Origin of the sequence: Nisaea denitrificans DSM 18348 (assembly GCF_000426505.1) — a bacterium.
GTDB classification, from domain to species: Bacteria; Pseudomonadota; Alphaproteobacteria; order Thalassobaculales; family Thalassobaculaceae; genus Nisaea; species Nisaea denitrificans.
Map to the genome: position 1 here is coordinate 275,037 of NZ_KE384532.1, position 18,974 is coordinate 294,010.

General features: G+C 62.5%; 13 protein-coding genes. 4 read left to right on the forward strand and 9 right to left on the reverse strand.

What is annotated here, in order from left to right:
• Positions 1–145: 145 nt before the first annotated feature.
• The 3 genes from K328_RS0121170 to K328_RS0121180 form a co-directional block, all read right to left on the reverse strand.
• Positions 146–1,036 (reverse strand): MBL fold metallo-hydrolase, encoded by an 891-nt coding sequence (locus tag K328_RS0121170; RefSeq protein WP_028467667.1) that lies wholly within the window; start codon positions 1,034–1,036, stop codon positions 146–148.
• 4 nt (positions 1,037–1,040) lie between these two features.
• Complete coding sequence (locus K328_RS0121175; RefSeq protein WP_028467668.1) at positions 1,041–1,892, reverse strand: fumarylacetoacetate hydrolase family protein; 852 nt, start codon at positions 1,890–1,892, stop codon at positions 1,041–1,043.
• A gap of 94 nt (positions 1,893–1,986) precedes the next feature.
• Entirely contained in the window at positions 1,987–2,787 is an 801-nt protein-coding gene (locus K328_RS0121180; RefSeq protein WP_028467669.1) for an undecaprenyl-diphosphate phosphatase, read from the reverse strand.
• 352 nt (positions 2,788–3,139) lie between these two features.
• Between K328_RS0121180 and K328_RS0121185 the strand changes: the two genes are divergently transcribed.
• Genes K328_RS0121185 through K328_RS0121195 form a run of 3 tightly spaced genes read left to right on the forward strand, consistent with a single transcriptional unit; the run spans position 3,140 to position 9,757 of the window.
• A complete protein-coding gene (locus K328_RS0121185) occupies positions 3,140–4,582 on the forward strand; it encodes an NAD(P)-dependent oxidoreductase (protein ID WP_028467670.1) in 1,443 nt (480 codons plus the stop codon).
• Between the two features lie 16 nt (positions 4,583–4,598).
• Entirely contained in the window at positions 4,599–9,152 is a 4,554-nt protein-coding gene (gltB, locus tag K328_RS0121190; protein WP_051285409.1) for a glutamate synthase large subunit, read from the forward strand.
• On the forward strand, positions 9,149–9,757 hold the full coding sequence (locus K328_RS0121195) for a glutathione S-transferase family protein (protein ID WP_028467672.1): 609 nt from the start codon (positions 9,149–9,151) through the stop codon (positions 9,755–9,757). Before gltB ends, K328_RS0121195 begins: the two co-directional genes overlap by 4 nt.
• A gap of 138 nt (positions 9,758–9,895) precedes the next feature.
• On the opposite strand, the gene K328_RS0121200 is transcribed toward K328_RS0121195, so the two are convergent.
• Entirely contained in the window at positions 9,896–10,363 is a 468-nt protein-coding gene (locus tag K328_RS0121200; RefSeq protein WP_028467673.1) for an Hsp20 family protein, read from the reverse strand.
• Between the two features lie 225 nt (positions 10,364–10,588).
• Positions 10,589–10,807 (reverse strand): 50S ribosomal protein L31, encoded by a 219-nt coding sequence (rpmE, locus tag K328_RS0121205; RefSeq protein WP_028467674.1) that lies wholly within the window; start codon positions 10,805–10,807, stop codon positions 10,589–10,591.
• 126 nt (positions 10,808–10,933) lie between these two features.
• On the opposite strand from rpmE, the gene K328_RS0121210 reads away from it, so the two are divergent.
• Positions 10,934–12,724, forward strand: a complete 1,791-nt coding sequence (locus K328_RS0121210; protein ID WP_028467675.1) for an ABC transporter transmembrane domain-containing protein — start codon at positions 10,934–10,936, stop codon at positions 12,722–12,724.
• 110 nt (positions 12,725–12,834) lie between these two features.
• Here the strand turns inward: K328_RS0121210 and K328_RS0121215 are convergent, their stop codons facing one another.
• The 4 genes from K328_RS0121215 to K328_RS0121235 all read right to left on the reverse strand — a co-directional run bounded on the left by K328_RS0121215 (position 12,835) and on the right by K328_RS0121235 (position 18,869).
• The gene (locus K328_RS0121215; RefSeq protein WP_028467676.1) at positions 12,835–14,427 is read right to left on the reverse strand and encodes an OmpA family protein; all 1,593 of its coding nucleotides are present in this window, start codon (positions 14,425–14,427) and stop codon (positions 12,835–12,837) included.
• Between the two features lie 12 nt (positions 14,428–14,439).
• Positions 14,440–15,576 carry a hypothetical protein gene (locus K328_RS0121220; RefSeq protein ID WP_028467677.1) on the reverse strand — a complete coding sequence of 379 codons (1,137 nt, stop codon included), beginning with the start codon at positions 15,574–15,576 and terminating at the stop codon, positions 14,440–14,442.
• A gap of 122 nt (positions 15,577–15,698) precedes the next feature.
• Positions 15,699–16,814: an OmpA family protein gene (locus K328_RS26510; protein ID WP_084608469.1), complete on the reverse strand. Its 1,116-nt coding sequence runs from the start codon at positions 16,812–16,814 to the stop codon at positions 15,699–15,701.
• A 108-nt stretch (positions 16,815–16,922) separates the two neighbouring features.
• Positions 16,923–18,869, reverse strand: coding sequence for a methyl-accepting chemotaxis protein (locus tag K328_RS0121235; protein WP_051285357.1), 1,947 nt, complete (start codon positions 18,867–18,869; stop codon positions 16,923–16,925).
• Between the last annotated feature and the right edge of the window lie 105 nt (positions 18,870–18,974).

Consider the following 18,974-nt stretch of genomic DNA (forward strand, 5'->3'; position numbering starts at 1 on the left):
TCCTCATTTTGACTCAAGCTACATACCCCGATTGCAGAGGTTAGACCCGCTGCCTGAAGTGGCACTCGCGAGTTAGGCCCGGCAAGCGGGCTCTAAAATTTGAATGCTATCAGTGATGTGCTGTGGGGTAAACTTGGCTCGCTATTCAGGGCAAGCCGAACCGGCTCTCTTCATCGACCGCGCCGTCACAACGTACCCGTCCACTTTCCACGAGGTAGATCAGGGCGGCAAGCAGGGAGCGTGCGGCGGCGCCGTGTACGGCCGGCGGCACATCGGCGTAGATCGCCGGGATCATGTCTGAAATGAATTCCAGGCCGTCTCTCAGACAGGCGAGGATCTCTTCTTCCCGGTCTCGGCGGTGGGCGATGAAAGCCTCGACAAAAGGTTTCGGGTTTCGGATCGGTCCGCCATGGGTCGGCCAGTAAATTTCGTCGCCCCGTTCCAGAAGAAAGTCGAGGCTTCTGAGGTAATCCCCCATATTGCCGTCCGGCGGCGAGATCACGCTGGTAGACCAGCCCATCACGAGATCGCCGGGAAACAGGATTTTCCGATCCGGCCACGCGAAAGCAAGATGGTTCGAGGTGTGTCCCGGCGTGTGCAAGGCTTCGAGCCGCCAGCCTTTGCCCTCTACCGCATCGCCATGCTTGAGTGTGACATCGGGTGTGAAATCCGCGTCTCCGCCAGCCTCAATGCCGTCCGGACCGCGGCCATGCGGGCCGAAGCCGTAAGTTGGTGCGCCGGTCGCGGCCTTGAGGGCCGCGGCGGCCGGGGAATGGTCGAGGTGGGTGTGGGTCACCAGAATATGGCTGACTGTTTCCTCCCCGAGCCCGGCCAGCAGTGCGGAGACGTGATCGGGGAGGTCCGGCCCCGGATCGATCACGGCGACGTTCCCTTCGCCGACGATGAAGGTCGCCGTTCCCCGGAAGGTGAAGGGACCGGGATTGCGGGCGACGATCCGCCGGAGACCGGGGGCGAGCCGCTCGACCACACCATAGGGCGGCTCAAAATTCCGATCGAAGGGAATGACCGTCGCCACTGGATCAGGCTTCCGCGACGATGGTGTTGGACAGCAAGCCGATCTTGTCGATCTCGATCACGATCTCGTCGCCGGGCTTCATCCAGACCTGCGGGTCGCGGCGGGAGCCGACGCCGCCCGGCGTGCCGGTGACGATGACATCGCCCGGGACCAGCTCGGTGAAGGTGCTGATGTAATTGATCAGGCGCGGGACCGAGAAAATCAGATCGTCGAGTTTCGTATGCTGCATCACCTCGCCATTAAGGCGGGCTTCCATCACCAGGGGGCCGAGATCTGAAATCTCGTCTTTCGTGACCAGGCATGGCCCGAACGCGCCGGTGCCGATGAAGTTTTTGCCCGGGGTGAACTGGGTGGTATGGCGCTGCCAGTCACGCACGCTGCCCTCGTTGTAGCAGGCATAACCCGCGACATGATCCATGGCATTGGCCCCAGCGATGTGACGGCCTGGTTTGCCGATGATGACGGCGAGCTCGGCTTCGTAATCGAGCTTGTCGGAGACCTTCGGCTTGATCATCGGCTGGCGGTGGCCGATCTGCGAGTTGGCAAAGCGGCCGAAGATCGTTGGGTTTTCGACTTCTGGCCAGCCGCCTTCGATGCGGTGTGCCTCGTAATTCAGGCCAACACAGAGAATCTTCTCCGGATCGGGAATGACCGGCAGGAAATGCGCGTCCGCCAGCGTGACCGAGGGGGCGCTGTCTTTCAGGGCGGAGCCGACCGACGCCAGGGCGTCCGCCGCGATGGCGGCCTTCAGGCTCGGATAGCGGGCGAGTGTGGCGGCATCGACTGCGTGCAACCCTTTGTCCGATGCCAGGCCCCAGACCGGTTTTCCCGCCAATTCAAAAGTCGCGAACTTCATATGCCGCCTCCCTGGCGATTAGGTTTGGTTTTGTCGGAAGTCTAGAAATCCCGCCGGGTGCGGTCGATGCCTTATCCGGCATCAATCCCTTCCGTCAGGCGGCATAAACCAGATAGAGCAGCAGGGCGCCGAGCAGGATCCGGTAGACCACGAAAGGCATGAATCCGGCATGTTTCAGCCAGGTCATCATCAGCATGATGGCGACGAGGGCCGAGGCAAAGGAGAGGCCAGCTGCTGTCAGGGCGTCACGGGTCAGGCTGACATTGCCGCTTTGCCAGAGTTCGATGCCGGAGAGGGTGCCGGCGCCGGCGATTGCCGGGATCGAAAGCAACAGAGAGAAGCGCGCCGCATCGGCTCGCTCGAAGCCCAGGAAGCGGGCCATGGTCATGGTGATGCCGGAACGGCTGGTGCCGGGTATCAGGGCGAGCACCTGTGCCATGCCGATGGCAAGTGCGCTGCCGTAACTCATGTGCTCAAGCCGCCGGACTGTCATGCCGACCCGGTCCGCCACCCCCAGCAACACACCAAAGCCGAGCGTGGTCCAGCCGATGATTTCCACGCTGCGCAACATGCCGCCGGCATATTTGGCGATTGCGTAGCCTGCAATGACCACCGGGATCGAGCCGAGGATGACTTGCAGCATCAGGCGTGTGCCCTGATCGACGCGCCCCCGCATCAGCTTCCAGGAGCCGCTGAGCATCATGCCGATTTCGCGCCAAGCGTAGACCATCACGGCGCCGAGCGTACCGACATGGACTGCAACGTCCAGCAAGAGACCCTGATCCTGCCACTGCATCACATGGGGGACGAGGACAAGATGGCCGCTGGATGAGATGGGCAGGAATTCGGTGATGCCCTGAACAAGGGCGAGAATAGCCAGATGAAGGATTGGCACCGTCGAGCTCCGGTCTTGGTTTTGTCGAGGGTGTAAGGAATGCCACGAATGTCGCCGGAGCCCCCGATCTCCTGCCTATAACGTGCATAAGACTATAACATCCCGTTGCGACAGAAAGAATATTGCATAAAGTCTCGTTTCGGTACTAAATATTAGTGATGGTCTGCGTATACTGTTGTGCGCCGCAAGCGCATGCTCGTCAGTCAAGAAAATTAGTCCTAACTATTGACCTTTTTGTTTCCTTTCCGTAGATAGGCGCTCCCCGATGAGGTATAGTGCCGTCAGAATGACAATTCGGGCGGCGGCAAGCCTGAAGAGGAATAAGGCCCGAAGGGCCATGGGAGAGAGTGTCATGACCACCGACCGTATGCTGAAGTTCGTCCACACCGCGAAGCGGATGCCATCCAAGCGCGAAGCGGATGCGCGCCGGCAGGATTTTGGCGAGATCTACGACGAGTTCGTCGAGGATCAAGCTGCGGAGCAGGCCGGCAGGTGCTCCCAGTGTGGCGTGCCCTATTGTCAGGTGCATTGCCCGCTCTCGAACAACATCCCCGATTGGCTGATGCTGACTGCCGAAGGCCGACTCGAAGAAGCCTACGAGATCTCCAGTGCGACGAACAATTTTCCGGAGATCTGTGGCCGCATCTGTCCGCAGGATCGTCTTTGTGAAGGCAATTGCGTGATCGAAAAGGGCTTTGAGTCGGTCACCATTGGCTCCGTCGAGAAATATATCACCGAGACCGCCTTCGAGCAGGGTTGGGTGAAGCCGGTGAAGCCGGTGCAAGAGCGTAAGGAAAGCGTCGGTATCATCGGTGGCGGTCCCGGCGGGCTCGCAGCAGCGGAGCAGCTCCGCAAGCGCGGCTACCAGGTTCATGTCTACGACCGGTATGACCGGATCGGCGGCCTGATGATCTACGGCATCCCGAATTTCAAGCTGGAGAAGGATGTCGTCCAGCGCCGTACCCGGGTTCTGGAAGAGAGCGGCATTCACTTCCATACCGGCGTCGATGTCGGCAAGGACATCACCGTCGCCGAGCTGCGCGAGAAGCACGACGCGGTTCTGGTGGCGACGGGCGTCTACAAGGCGCGGGACATGAAATGCCCGGGCGTCGGTCTCGGCAATGTCCACCCGGCGCTGGATTATCTGACGGCCTCCAACCGCAAGGGGTTGGGCGATAGCGTTCCCGCTTTCGAAGACGGCAGCCTGAATGCCGAGGGCAAGAACGTTGTCGTCATCGGCGGCGGCGATACGGCGATGGACTGTGTGCGCACGGCCATCCGTCAGGGTGCCAAGTCGGTGAAATGCGTCTATCGACGGGACAAGGCCAACATGCCGGGCTCCCAGCGCGAGGTGCAGAACGCCGAGGAAGAAGGCGTCGAGTTCATGTGGCTGTCGGCCCCCGAGGCCTTCACCGGTGACGATGTTGTCGACGGCGTGCGCTGCCATCGGATTCATCTTGGTGTGCCGGACGCGACCGGTCGTCAGGCGCCTGAGGTGGTCGCGGACAGCAGTTTCACGATCCCGGCCGACATTGCGATCCTGGCGCTCGGTTTTGACCCCGAGGATATGCCGACCATGTTTGGCGAGGACGAGTTGAAGGTGTCCCGCTGGGGCACGCTCTCAATCGACTTCTCGACCATGATGACCAGCCTTGATGGCGTCTTTGCCGCAGGGGACATCGTGCGCGGTGCCTCCCTGGTGGTCTGGGCCGTTCGTGACGGCCGTGACGTTGCCGATCAAATGCATGCCTATATCGAGCAAAAGGCCAACGCCGCGCTCGATCTCGCTTCCTGAGCCGAGGGTGATCGATATGAAACAGGATAACCAATTTCCGATGACCGGCGGCGACGCCTTCGTGGCTGACTGGAAAGCGAACGTGGAAAGGCTTGAGGCCGCCCACGCGTATAACCCGGCAGACGAGCACGAGAATTGCGGCGTCGGCTTTGTTGCCTCCATCGACGGCACGCCGCGGCGCGACGTTGTTGAAGCCGGTATCCAGGCCCTGAAGGCGATCTGGCACCGGGGCGCGGTCGATGCGGACGGCAAGACCGGCGACGGTGCCGGCATCCATCTGCAGATCCCGCAGGATTTCTTCCGCGAGCATGTGGAGCGCGCCGGGCAGGCGGTCGGCGACAGCCTGATCGCCGTCGGCATGGTGTTCCTGCCACGTACCGATTTGGCAGCGCAAGAACGCTGCCGTTGTATCGTCGAGGAAGAGATCCTGTCGCGCGGCTACAAGATCTTCGGCTGGCGCCAGGTGCCGGTGAATGTCGATGTGATCGGCGAGAAGGCGAACGCCACCCGCCCGGAAATCGAGCAAATCATGGTCTCCGGTCCTGCCGGGGCGGATGAGATCAAGTTCGAGCGTGATCTCTACCTGATCCGGCGCCGGATCGAGCGCGCCGCGCTGGCCGAAAACATTACCGATTTCTACATCTGCTCCCTGTCCTGCCGTTCGATCATCTACAAGGGCATGTTCCTGGCAGAGCAGGTTTCCGAGTTCTTCCCGGATCTGCTGGACGAGCGTTTTGTCTCCAACTTCGCGATCTATCACCAGCGCTATTCGACCAACACTTTCCCGGCCTGGCGCGCTGCCCAGCCGTTCCGCGTGCTTGCCCATAACGGTGAGATCAACACGCTGAAGGGCTGCTGGAACTGGATGCGCAGCCACGAGACCCGGATGGCGGCGGATACGTTCGGCGACGAGATCGAGGATATCAAGCCGGTGATCCAGGACGGCAGCTCCGACAGCGCCGCGCTGGATGCAGTGTTCGAGCTGATGGTCCGGGCCGGTCGGGCCCTGCCCATGGTGAAGAGCATGATGATCCCGGAGGCGGTCGCAGATGGCGGCAACCTGACCCAGGAATTGCGTGATCTCTATGCCTATTGCAACGCGGTCATGGAACCATGGGACGGTCCGGCGGCGATTGCCGCTTATGGCGGGCACTGGGTGCTCGGCGGCATGGACCGGAACGGCCTGCGCCCGATGCGCTACAGCGTAACCGACAACGGCCTGCTTATCGCCGGGTCCGAAACCGGCATGGTGCGGATCAAGGACAAGAACATTATCGAGAAGGGCCGGCTCGATCCGGGTCAGATGATCGCGGTCGACCTGATCAGCGGCAAGCTCTACCACGATGCCGAACTGAAGGCGCACCTCGCGTCCTCCCGGCCGTTCGGCAAGTGGATCAAGCAGAGCACGAAGATCGACAAGCTGATCAAGAGCCACCACGAGGAGAAGCCGGGTCTGGAGCGCGACGATCTGCGCCGCCGCCAGGTGGTTTCCGGTTGGTCGCTTGAGGATATGGAACTGATCCTGCAGCCCATGGCGGATGGTGGCAAGGAAGCCATCGGCTCAATGGGCGACGATACGCCGCTGGCGGTGCTGTCCGAGAAATATCGCGGCCTGCACCATTTCTTCCGGCAGAATTTCAGCCAGGTGACGAACCCGCCGATCGACAGTCTGCGCGAACGCCGGGTGATGACCCTGCGCACGCGCCTTGGCAACCTCGGCAACATCCTGGATGAGACCGAAGAACAGTGCGAACACCTGCTGCTCGAATCCCCGGTCCTCTCGAACGCCGAGTTCCAGGCGATGCGGGATTATATGGGCGACACGGCGGAAGAGATCGACTGCACCTTCGACGTCTCAGGCGGCGAATCTGCGCTGGCGGAAGCCATCGACCGCATTCAGCGCGAGGCTGAAGACGCGGTGCGTGGTGGCTGCACCCACGTCGTGCTGTCGGACAAGGCGATCTGCGCGACGCGGGCGGCAATCCCGATGATTCTTGCCACCGGCGCGGTACATTCCTATCTGGTGCGGCAGCAGCTCCGGACATTCACGTCGATCAACGTGCAGACCGGTGAATGCCTCGATACGCATTACTTCTGCGTGCTGATCGGTGTCGGCGCCACCACGGTAAATGCCTATCTCGCCCAGGAAGCTATTGCCGACCGGCATGCGCGCGGCCTGTTCGGCGACAAGACGCTCAGCGACTGTGTCGGCGCTTATCGTAAAGCGATCCAGGACGGCATCCTGAAGGTGATGTCCAAGATGGGCATCTCCGTGCTGTCTTCCTATCGCGGCGGCTACAATTTCGAATCCGTCGGGCTGTCCCGTTCTCTGGTCGCCCGGTTCTTCCCGGGCATGTCCTCGCGGATTTCCGGCCTCGGCCTGCCAGGCATCCAGAAGAAGGCGCTTGAGCAGCACCGCAAGGCGTTCGATGAGACGGTGGTGACGCTGCCGATCGGCGGGCTTTACCGGTTCCGCCGCCAGGGCGAGCGGCATGCGTTCGACGGGCCGATGATGCATACCCTGCAGCACGCGGTCGCGACGGACAGCTATCACCTCTACAAAAACTATGCGAACGAGATCTACGCCCAGAAACCGATCAATCTGCGCGATCTGCTTGGCTTCAAGCCGACCGGCGAGGAAGTGGCGCTGGAAGACGTCTCCTCCATCACCGAGATCCGCAAGCGGCTGGTGGCGCCGGGTATCTCCCTCGGGGCACTCAGCCCGGAGGCGCACGAGACCCTCTCCATCGCCATGAACCGTATCGGCGCCAAGTCGGATTCCGGTGAGGGCGGCGAGGACCCGGCACGCTTCAAGCCACGTCCGAACGGCGACAATCCGAGCTCGGCCATCAAGCAGGTCGCCTCCGGCCGCTTCGGCGTCACGGCGGAGTATCTGAACAATTGCCGCGAGCTTGAAATCAAGGTCGCCCAAGGCGCCAAGCCGGGCGAAGGCGGGCAGCTTCCAGGCATCAAGGTCAACTCGATGATCGCCAAGCTGCGGCACTCGACCGAAGGCGTGACCCTGATTTCGCCGCCGCCGCACCACGATATCTACTCGATCGAGGATCTGGCGCAGCTGATCTACGACCTGAAGCAGATCAACCCGGATGCGCGTGTTTGCGTGAAGCTGGTGGCTTCTTCCGGTATCGGCACGATTGCCGCCGGCGTCGCCAAGGCGAAGGCGGACACGATCCTGATTTCGGGCCATGGCGGCGGCACCGGCGCCAGCCCGCAGACCAGCATAAAATATGCCGGTATTCCATGGGAAATGGGCCTCTCCGAAGTGCATCAGGTGCTCACCCTGAACCGGCTCCGGCACAAGGTTTCGCTGCGCGTCGATGGTGGTTTCCGGACCGGCCGTGACGTGGTCATCGGCGCCATTCTCGGGGCCGAGGAATTCGGTATCGGAACGGCTTCGCTGGTCGCGATGGGTTGCATCATGGTGCGCCAGTGCCACAGCAACACCTGCCCGGTCGGGGTCTGCACCCAGGATCAGAGCCTGCGCGCCAAGTTCGACGGCACGCCGGAAAAGGTGGTGAACCTGTTCTCCTTCGTTGCCGAGGAAGTACGCGAGATTCTCGCTGAACTCGGTGTCCGGTCGCTGGAAGAAGTGATCGGCCGGACCGACCTGTTGCATCAGGTCAGCCGCGGCGATCCGTCTCTCGACGATCTCGACCTGAACCCGATCCTGGTGCGCGCCGATAGCGGCGGGCTGCCGGTGATGAATGCGGTCGAGGGCCGGAACGAGGTGCCGGAGACGCTGGACGCGCAGATGATCAAGGATGCGCAGCCGGCGCTCGAGGGCGGCGAGAAGATGCAGCTCACCTACAATATCGCCAACACGCTGCGCGCCATCGGCACCAAGCTCAGCTCCCGGATCACCCGGAAATACGGCATGTTCGGGCTTCAGCCGGGGCACATCACCGTGCGCCTGCGCGGCTCTGCCGGCCAGTCCCTCGGTGCCTTCGCGGTGCAGGGCCTGAAGCTGGAAGTGTTCGGCGATGCCAACGACTATGTCGGCAAGGGCCTCTCCGGCGGCACCATCGTCATCCGGCCGATGACGGCGGCGCGCTTTGCCTCGAACGAGAACACCATTGTCGGCAACACCGTGCTGTACGGGGCGACTGCGGGGCAGCTCTTCGCTGCCGGGCAGGCGGGTGAACGGTTCGCGGTGCGGAACTCCGGCGCCGATGCGGTGGTCGAGGGCTGTGGCTCGAACGGTTGTGAATACATGACCGGCGGTACCGTCGTGCAGCTCGGCCCGGTGGGTGAGAACTTTGCCGCGGGCATGACCGGCGGCATGGCCTTCGTCTACGATTCGGACGGCCGCTTCGAGCATAACGTCAATCCCGAGTCGGTGCTCTGGCAGCGGATCGAGACGGATTATTGGGAAGCGGCCCTGAAGCGTCTGGTGCAGGAGCATGTGGAGCAGACCCAGTCCCGCTTCGCCGAGCGTCTGTTGATCAATTGGGGCCAGGAGATGGGTCATTTCTGGCAGATTGTGCCGAAGGAAATGGTCGCTCGCCTGCCGCAGCCGCTCAGCTACTCCAGCCGGGAAAAGCGTGCGTGAGTACGCCAGCCTTCACGCTTTATGGTGACCGGCGTTCCGGAAACTGTCTGAAGATCGTCTATGCGGCGGACTGGCTCGGCCTCGGCTACCGGTTTGTCGATGTCGACATCATGACGGGGGAAAGCCGGACGCCGGAATTCCTGACGGTGAACCCGGCTGGTCAGGTGCCGGCGGTGGATTTCGGCGGTGGTAAAACGCTGGCCCAATCCAACGCAGTGCTGCTCTATCTGGCGGCGAATACGGCGCTGCTGCCGGAAGACCCGTTCCTGCGGGCCAAGGTGAACGAATGGCTGTTCTGGGAGCAGTACAACCACGAGCCCTATGTCGCCGTCTGCCGATTCCACATGGTCTATCAGGGTCGGTCGGCTGACGAGCGCGAAGCCTGGCGGGTGGAGCGGGCCGAGGCGGCGCTGGACCATATGGAAGCCCAGCTTGCGGGCAAGAGCTTCCTGGTCGGTGAAGCCTTGTCCGTGGCGGACATATCCTTGCTCGCTTACACGCGGCTGGCGGGAGAGGGCGGTTTCGACCTGTCCACCCGGCCGAACCTCTCAGCCTGGATAAGCCGCTGCGAGACGGCTCTCGAGCTGAAGCCCGCTGCGGCCTGAGTTTCTCCCCCGTCGTTATTCCGACCGGGATGATGGCGTTGGGTGATGTGATGCCGGACGCGCAGAAAACAAAATGCCCGGACCGAGGGGGAGCGGTCCGGGCATTCTTCATTACGAGGCCAGAAAAGCGGTGGGGGGTTAAGCCGCTTTCTTGCCTTCGATCGCCTTCACAGACGGGCGCACTTCAATTTTGCGCGGTTTCGCCTCTTCGGGGATTTCGCGCACGAGGGAGACATGGAGCAGTCCATTCTCCAGATTGGCGCCGGTCACCTTGATGAAATCAGCAAGCTCGAATCGACGCTCGAAGGCGCGTTCGGCGATGCCGCGATGCAGGAATTCCCGATTCTCACCGTCGTCGGTCTTCTCGACCTTACCGGTGATAATGAGGGAATTCTGGTTCACGGTGACGTCGATATCCTGTTCGGCGAATCCGGCGACCGCCATCGAGATCCGGTAGTCGTCATCGCTGACCTTCTCGATATTGTAAGGCGGGTAGGTTGTCTGATTGCCGGCCGCAGTGGTGCGAAGCGCCGTATCGGCAAGCTGCGCCATGCGGTCGAAACCGACGGAATTACGGAACATCGGGGAAAAATCGATCGTACGCATAGGGTCCATATCCTTTCCAAGCAACATGGTCGTCAATCTGTCACCCGCCATATATCTGGCCGGGTGGCGTTACAGTGACATCGTCCCGAAACTGGCAACGACGCCTGACCAAAACGTGGGAAAGGGGAAAATCGGATTCAAGAGGTAAAAATACACAAACGAAAACGGGCGCCCCGAAGGACGCCCGTTTCAGTTTCCGCGGGCCGAAGCCTGCGGCAAATGGTCTTAAATGCCGAGGTTGGCGAAGCGCTTGTTGAAGCGAGCAACCTGACCGCCGCTGTCGAGGATCCGGTGCTGGCCAGTCCATGCCGGATGGGTCAGCGGATCGATTTCGAGCCGAAGCACGTCGCCCTCTTTACCCCAGGTCGACTGGGTCTGGTATTCGGTGCCATCGGTCATCACGACAGTGATCGCGTGATATTCGGGATGGATATCAGCCTTCATTTTTCGTACTCCTGCCCCCGAGCGTTGATGGGCGCGGGTATCAATCCGTGAATAAGAGCGCGACGATATAAAGGAGACAGGGACCGAGCGCAAGGGCGAAGGGACCTGTTTTTACGGGAATCCGATATGAGCGAACAGAATAGCCGGCGCAATCTTGGCCCCTTGAGGGCTTTGATGCCATTCGTCCGGCCCTACCGGTTGCAGGTCGCGGGTGCGGCGGTGGCGCTGATCGTCGCCGCCGTCACCGTGCTGGCCATGGGCAACGGGCTCCGCCTGCTGGTCGACAAGGGGTTCTCGGCGGGCGATCCGGCGCTGCTGGACCGAGCGGTGATCGTCCTGATGGGGGTGGTGGTTCTGCTGGCCGGCTCAAGCTATGCGCGGTTCTTTCTCGTCTCCTGGATCGGCGAGCGGGTGGTGGCCGATATCCGCAAGGCGGTTTTCAATCACATGATCTCCCTAAGCCCCGGCTTCTTCGAGACCACGCGCACGGGCGAGCTTTTGTCTCGTCTTGCGACGGACACCACGCTGGTGCAGACCGTGGTCGGCTCCTCCGTCTCCATCGCCCTGCGCAACACGCTGTTGTTCGCCGGCGCGCTGGTCATGCTGCTGATCACCAGCGCCAAGCTGTCCGGCTATGTCCTGCTGGTCGTGCCCATTGTGGTGATTCCGATCATCGTGCTTGGCCGCAAGGTGCGGCGGCTTTCCCGCGATACTCAGGACAGGGTGGCCGATCTCGGCTCCTATGCGGAGGAAACGCTTTACGGCATCCGCGCCGTGCAGGCCTTCGCCCATGAGCCGGTGGACCGGGAACGGTTCGGTACCCGGGTCGAGAATGCGCTGAATGCCGCCCTCGGCCGGATCCGGGCCCGTGCGGCCCTGACCGCCATCGTCATCTCGCTGGTGTTCGGCTCCATCGCCGTCATTCTGTGGATCGGCGGCAGGGATGTTCTGGCCGGACGGATCAGCGCCGGCGAGCTTTCCGCCTTCGTCTTCTATGCTGCTGTCGTCGCAGGCTCCACGGGAGCCCTCTCAGAGGTCCTTGGCGACCTGCAGCGGGCCGCGGGCGCCATGGAGCGTCTGATGGGCCTCCTGCAGGCGGAGAGTGACGTCTCCGCGCCAGGCAATCCAGTGCCGCTGACCGATCCGGCAAAGGGGCTCGTCAGCTTCGAGGGTGTCGATTTCTCATACCCGGCCCGTTCTGATACCCCGTCGCTCAGCGGTTTCACCGCGTCGGTGAAGCCTGGCGAGCGTGTCGCCATCGTTGGGCCTTCAGGAGCGGGGAAGTCGACTATCTTTCAGCTTCTGCTGCGCTTCTACGATCCGCAGGCGGGGCATATCCGGATTGACGGTGTCGATCTGACCGAAGCCGACCCGCGCGCCTTTCGCTCCCTGATCGGGATGGTGCCGCAGGAGCCGGTGATCTTCTCCGACAATGCGATGGAGAATATCCGCTACGGCCGCCCCGATGCCGCTGATGCCGACGTGATCGCCGCCGCCGAAGCCGCCAATGCGAAAAGCTTCATTGAGGCGCTGCCGGAAGGGTTCCAGACCCATCTCGGCGAAAAAGGCGTGCGCCTCTCCGGCGGCCAGCGCCAGCGTATCGCCATCGCCCGCGCCATTCTGCGCGATCCGGTCATCCTGCTGCTCGACGAGGCGACCAGCGCGCTCGACGCCGAGAGCGAGCGGGCCGTGCAGAAGGCGCTCGAAGCCATCATGCCGGGCCGGACGACGCTTGTGATTGCCCATAGGCTTGCGACAGTGCTGAAGGCCGACCGCATCCTGGTGCTGGAAGACGGCCGCCTGATCGCCGAGGGCAAACATTCCGAGTTGCTGGAAAGCAACCCGCTCTACCGGCACCTCGCCGAGCTGCAATTCGCGGATTCCGCGGCGGCGGGTATGGCCATTTCGGCGGAGTAGGGCGCGACCTCGGCGCTGTGGATCCCGATTCAGGTCGGGATCCATGGATGGCGGGCGCGGTCGGTGATCGTCTAGGTTTCGGCTCTCCGACCGGGATGATCGTTACAAATCTACCGCTGTGTCAGCTTCATCTCGATCCGGCGGTTCCGCCTGTTGCCGATCTCGTCCTTGCGCACGTCAATCGGCTGGAATTCGCCGTAGCCGGTGGCTGAGAGTTTGCCGGCCGGGATGCCCTCCGAGATCAGCGTCTGCACGACCGAGATGGCGCGGGCGGCGGAGAGGTCCCAGTTGTTCTTGAAGCGCTCGTTGAAGATCGGCACCGGGTCCGTGTGACCCTCTACCTGCAGGATCCAGTCGATGCCTGTCGGGATCTTGGCGGCGATATCCTTCAGCTCGTCCGCAAACTGGCGGAGCTGGATTTCGCCCGCCGGGCCGATCTGGTCCGAGCCGCTGTCGAACAGCACTTCGGACTGGAAGACGAAACGGTCGCCGACGATGCGGATGCCCTGCCGGTCGTTCAGCACCTCGCGCAGGCGGCCGAAAAACTCGGAGCGGAATTTCGCCAGTTCCTGCACCTTGGTGGCGAGCGCCCGGTTCAGCTTGGCGCCGAGATCGACGATCTCGACATTCTGTTCCTTGTTCTTCGCTTCCAGAGCGTCCATCGCCTCCTGCAGGGCGAGCAGCTGTTGACGCAGGGCCCGCATCTGCCGGTTCAGCAAGGCGACCGCTTCCTGCGCCTTGGAGGATATTTCCTTCTCGGCACCGAGCGCGGAGGCGGTATCGTAGAAATCGGCTGTCAGTTCGGACAGCCGGACATCGCGTTCGGCGATTTCCTTCTGCTGCAGCAGGGTGCGTTCCTCGCTCTCGTTGAGCGCGGCGGTCAGCTCCTTGCTGCGGTCCCGGACCTGGGTCATCTCGGCGACCAGCGCGTCGATCCTCTGCTTGCGTTCCTCGGCGCTGAGTTCCGCTGTCTCGCGCTCTTGTTCGCTCTGGGCCAAGGTCTTCTGCAGGGCGAGCTTCTGGGAGGCCAGGTCGGCAACCTCTGCTTCCAGATTCCGGCGGGCCTGTTTCAGGGCGACCAGATCGCGGCGCAGGCTCTCCAGATCCTTCAACTGGGTGGTGATGGTTTCCCGGTCCGCCTGGATGACCTTGAAGGCATCCTCGAGCCCGGCCGTGACTTCGTCCCGCTCGGCTTTGGCGATCGCCATGTCGTTTTCGACGGAGCGCAGTTTGGCCATCAGGGCATCGCGTTCGCTGAGGACTTCGGTCAGCCGTTCTTCCAGCCCGGCACGGCCGTTCTCGAGCTCGCTCAGGCGCTGGGTCATGCTTGCCCGGTCGTGCACGGCAGCGGCCAGCCGATCCTCAAGCTGGTCGCGCTGGGAGACCAGCTGGGTGACCTGTTGGCTCAACGCATCGCGGCGGGAGATGGAGGCCTGCAGCTCGGTCGAGAGCTGGGCGACATTGAGGCGGAGTTCGGTGTTGGTTTCCCGCTCCAGGTTCAGGAGTTCGGAAAGCTCGGAGATCTGGGCTTCCAGCCGGTGCAGGGCCTCGTCCCGGCCGGACAGCGCCTGGGTCAGGTAGAATTGCGAGACGATGAACACCATCAGCACGAAGATGATGACCATCAGCAGGGTGGCGAGCGCGTCGACGAACCCCGGCCAGATATTGGTTTCGCGCGTCGAGGCGCGGCTGCGGGCGGACATGGCCGCGCTCTCCTAGCGTTCTTCTTCGGCGAGCGCCGCGATGGTCCGGGCGACCAAGCGGATCTCCTGGCGGATTTCCTCCACGGTGCGGTTCCGGCCCTCGGAGCTTTCCTCGACCAGACGGGCGACATAAGCTTCGATATTGCGCAGATGACTGCGCATAAGCTCATCCCGGCCGCTTGTCTGGCCTTCCGCGATCTTTGCCAGCACCGGCCGGATCTCCAGCTGGGCCTCGCCGATCTTCCGCATCAGGTCCTGATCGCTGCGCATCTGCTCGACCAGGGTGCCGAGCTTCTCGTTCAGGGACATCAGGTTGGTGTTGGCCTGCCGGCGGTCATCCTCGCTGCGCAGGATGACCCGCTGCAGCTTGTCGAGACTGTCCGCCGTCTGTTCCCACAGCGCGGTCTGGTAGGCGCTGGCGGAATGTTCTCCGTCCGCGAGTACGCCACCACCGGAGCTGAGCCGGGTCAGGCCCGACAGCCATTCCTCGAGATCGTTGTAAAACCGGTTCTGGGCCTGGCCGAGTTGCAGCTCCATGAAGCCGAGGACGAGCGAGCCGGCGAGACCGAAGAGGGAGGAGCTGAAGGCAGTCGCCATGCCGTTCAGAGGGGATTCCAGCCCGGTCTTCAGATCGCCGAAGACGCTGCCGATATCGCCGCTCTCGATACTGAGACTGCCGATTACGGTGCCGACCGCGCCGACTGTTTGCAGCAGGCCCCAGAAGGTGCCGAGCAGGCCGAGGAAGATCAGCAGGCCGACGATGTAGCGGGAAATGTCGCGGCTTTCCGCAAGCCGGGAATCGATGCTGTCGAGCAGGGAGCGCAGGGACATGGCGGACAGGCTGACCCGGTCGTCCCGGCGTTCGCCCAGCATGGTGGCGACCGGCGCCAGCAGGGCCGGCGCCTGCTGCATGGAGAGGCCGGGCTGACCGGACCGGTAGGATTCGATCCAGGCGACTTCCGGCCCGAGCGACATGACCTGCCGGACGACATAGAGGATACCGATGACCAGTGTCGCCAGGATCATGCCGTTCAGCGCGGCATTCGCCATGAAGGCGTCCAGCAACGCGCCGACCAGAAGCACCGCGACCACGGTGACAAGCGCCAGAAAGATCGCCATCCGGACGAGAAAACGCGTTGGTTTGGTCACCTGATCGATCCCCTGATTGTGGCCGGCCGCGGCCGCTTAAGCCTTATGCCCGGTAGTCTGTTTGGTTCTATGGACGAGAAATGCGGCAGATTTCCGGCGATTGATGACACCTGTCGGCGTCCTTAGCGATTGACCAGAGTCAGATCGACACGGTCGGGGGAGCCCGAAGACGCCTGGTTGCCGAGCGCGCGCACATCCATCCGCGTGCTGGCGACACCCTTGCCGATCAGGTAGGAGCGGACCTCAAGGGCGCGGGACAGGGAGAGCCGCCGGGCCTTGGCTTCGGAGCGTGCGCCGGCACTGGCATAGGCCAGAAGCTGGATCCGCATCGACGTGTCTGCCTTCATTTTCTCCGCAATCTCGCCCAGCGTCCCGCTGGCGCTTGCCGGCAGGGATTTGGCGTCGGTGTCGAAAGCAATGCTGATAGCGCTGCCACTGGAGGCTTTCGGTGCGGGAGATGTGGCTTTCGGGGCGGGGGAGGCGGAAGCGACCCGCTTGGCCGGTTCCGGCGTTTTCGCGGACGGGGATGTAACCGTCGGCGCGGCGACGGTTGGTGTGGTTATGGCAGCGGGGGGCGGCGGCGGAACGATGGCAGCAGTCCGTGTGGTTGCCTTGGGCGCGGCCGGGATCGTGATATCCGGGATCGTGGTCTTCGTCTCCGGTGCTTTACTCGGTGCTTGGGCTGGGGCTTTCGGAGCCGGTGCCTGGATAGCGACTTTGGCCGGAGGCGCAACGATCGGGGCTGGAGCCCTGGCCACCTTCGGTGCATTCGGGACCGGTGCGGAGACACGGGCCGGGGCCGGAACGCGCGGGGTTATGGTTGTCGGAGCCGGGGCACTGACCTGGCTACGCGCGCTCGGCAATGTCGGCTTCCTGGGCGCGGGTGCAAGCGGTGTCGCGGTTGATCCGGCTGTGACCACGCGGCGGCTCTGGCTGCTGGCCGGCCTTGTTGGCGGGGGCATTGGAGCACCGCGGGACACTGCCGCGCGTGCTTCGCCCGGCAGGGGTAGCGGTGCCCCGGAAGCAACCTGACCACGGCGGATATCGGTCTGCAGCATCTGCGGAACCGTCGGCGGCGTGCCGAGCTGATCGAGCACGTCGAGATTGACCTCGACCGAACTGCCGGTGCCGCCGATATAGACGGTTTCCTGACTGAGCGCCGGGCCTGCCGACAGCCCGACCAGGCCCGCGAGGAGAAGAAACACGGGGCTCTTGCCCTGGGTAGTTGATCCGGCCATGTCAGCGCGTCCTCGGGTGGAGGGTTAATCTCACCGATGACCTTATCGCAACAGGCCTTTTCGCGACAACAGCCGATCCTGTTTACCGTGTCGTTGATGTATCGTCAGTTAAGCCGCCCGGACCGATTGCAGGAAGTCCTTGATGCGCTGACCGAGCGTGGAAGACTTTTCGTTCATCTCCGACGAGGCGCCCAGCACGTCGCCAGCCATGCGGCTGGTGTTCCGCGATGCCTCGCCGACGAAGGTGACATTCTGGCTGACTTCCTGCGCTGCGGCCGCGACATCCTCGATGTTCCGGGAAATATCCTGGGTTGCAGCATTCTGCTCCTCGACGGCGGCCGCGATGGAGCCGGTGATGTTCTCCATTTCCTCGACCTTGAGAACGATGGAACGGATGGCTTCGACCGCGCCGGAGGTCCGCTCCTGGATCGCGCCGATCTGGGCCGCGATATCTTCCGTGGCCTTGCCGGTCTGACCGGCGAGATTTTTTACTTCCGAGGCGACCACCGCGAAGCCCTTGCCAGCTTCGCCTGCGCGGGCGGACTCGATGGTCGCGTTCAGGGCCAGCAAATTGGTCTGTTCCGCGATCTCGCGGATCAGGGTGACGATTTCGCCAATCCGGCTGGCGGTTTCGCTGAGCGCGTCGATCACGGTGGAGGTTTCGCCTGCCTGCCGTGCCGCTTCATTGGCGACGGCGGTCGCGTTGGCGACCTGCGAGGATATTTCCGCGATCGAGGCGGACAGTTCCGTGGTGGCCGTGGCGACGGTCTGCACGTTCGCCGTGGTCTCTTCGGTGGCGCTGGCAACGGCGGTCGCCCGGTTGCCGGAATCCTCGGCGGTCTCGGTCATTTCCTCTGATGTGCTTTGCAGTGTGGCGGCGGCGGCGGAGAGGGCTTCGAGCAGTTTTCCGACATCGCCGTCGAACGCGCTGGTCAGGGCATCCACATCGCTTGCCCGCTGCAGTTCCTGCTGCTGCCTGGCCTGGGATTCGGCTTGCAACTGGTCGTTCCGGATCATGTTGTCCTTGAAGACCTGGACCGCTTGGGCCATCTCGGCGATCTCGTCCTTGCCTCGTATCGGCACCTCGATCGTCTTGTCACCTTCGGCCAGTTTCAGCATCTGGGCAGACAGCGCTCCGACCGGACGGCTGATGGACCGGCCTACGAGCTGAGCGATGGCGAGACAGGCAATGGCGATTATCAGGATGAGGGCGGAGGTGACGGTCACGGTCTGCCTGTTCGCCGCGGCGACGCTCGCCATTTCGGACTCATAGGATGCCAGAACATTTGCTTCGAGCTTGGCAAGTATCGGTTCCGCCTGGGCATAGATATCGGACATGATCGCGGTTTGCTCGTTGATGCCGAGCGACAGATCCGTGAAGGCAGCAAAATTCGTCTTGTAGGCTTTCAGGGTGTTCAGGATGTCGGACTTGATCGCTGCGTCCAGCTCCTTGGCTTCGAGAATTTCGCCGAATTCGTTGATCCGGTCATTCAGCCGCCCGATATATTTAGGATCCTTGCGGATGATGAAATCTTTCTCGTGCCGCCGCATCATCAGCAGCTTCACCATGAGATCGTCGGTCGCATGCTGTTGGATCAGTTCTTCCGCATTGTGAACGGCGCTACGCAATTCGCCCCGCAGGCCGGAATTTTCGTCCAGCCCCATGCGACTCCAGTTGTCCACGACGATTTTGAACTGTGCGTTGTACGCATCGTATTCCGCGGTCATCTGCTTCAGGAGATCGAGGTCCTGTCCTGACAGGTCGGGCACCAGGGTGTCGACAGTCGTGTGGATCTTGGCGGAAACCTGACTGTGTTTCTCGACATAGGCGGGATCAAAACGGAGCAGGAAATCCTTTTCCCGGCGCCGGGCATTCAGGAAAAACATGGAGAGGGACGTGATTTTCTCCATGCGCTCAAGCGCAGCCTGCTGCCGTTCCGCATTAGCCGACCTGACCGATTGCTCCCAGAACAGGATACCGCCGATGGCAAAGAAGCCGATCAGGGCGATGATGCTGATCAATTGAACGCGCTGAGAAATCTTAAACTGGTTCATCCCGAACCCCCGCTCCCTGTGGCGCGTTCAAGGTGACGCGCAAGTAAGGGCAGATAATCGCGGGGATTAGTTAATAAAAAATTATGCTAAATACCACGTAGTAAT

Bases quoted from the DNA above. Each gene is read 5' to 3' on its own strand.
- K328_RS0121175 (WP_028467668.1), bottom strand. From the start codon at position 1,892: ATGAAGTTCGCGACTTTTGAATTGGCGGGAAAACCGGTCTGGGGCCTG.
- K328_RS0121185 (WP_028467670.1), top strand. From the start codon at position 3,140: ATGACCACCGACCGTATGCTGAAGTTCGTCCACACCGCGAAGCGGATG.
- gltB (WP_051285409.1), top strand. From the start codon at position 4,599: ATGAAACAGGATAACCAATTTCCGATGACCGGCGGCGACGCCTTCGTG.
- K328_RS0121200 (WP_028467673.1), bottom strand. From the start codon at position 10,363: ATGCGTACGATCGATTTTTCCCCGATGTTCCGTAATTCCGTCGGTTTC.
- rpmE (WP_028467674.1), bottom strand. From the start codon at position 10,807: ATGAAGGCTGATATCCATCCCGAATATCACGCGATCACTGTCGTGATG.
- K328_RS0121210 (WP_028467675.1), top strand. From the start codon at position 10,934: ATGAGCGAACAGAATAGCCGGCGCAATCTTGGCCCCTTGAGGGCTTTG.
- K328_RS0121215 (WP_028467676.1), bottom strand. From the start codon at position 14,427: ATGTCCGCCCGCAGCCGCGCCTCGACGCGCGAAACCAATATCTGGCCG.
- K328_RS26510 (WP_084608469.1), bottom strand. From the start codon at position 16,814: ATGGCCGGATCAACTACCCAGGGCAAGAGCCCCGTGTTTCTTCTCCTC.
- K328_RS0121235 (WP_051285357.1), bottom strand. From the start codon at position 18,869: ATGAACCAGTTTAAGATTTCTCAGCGCGTTCAATTGATCAGCATCATC.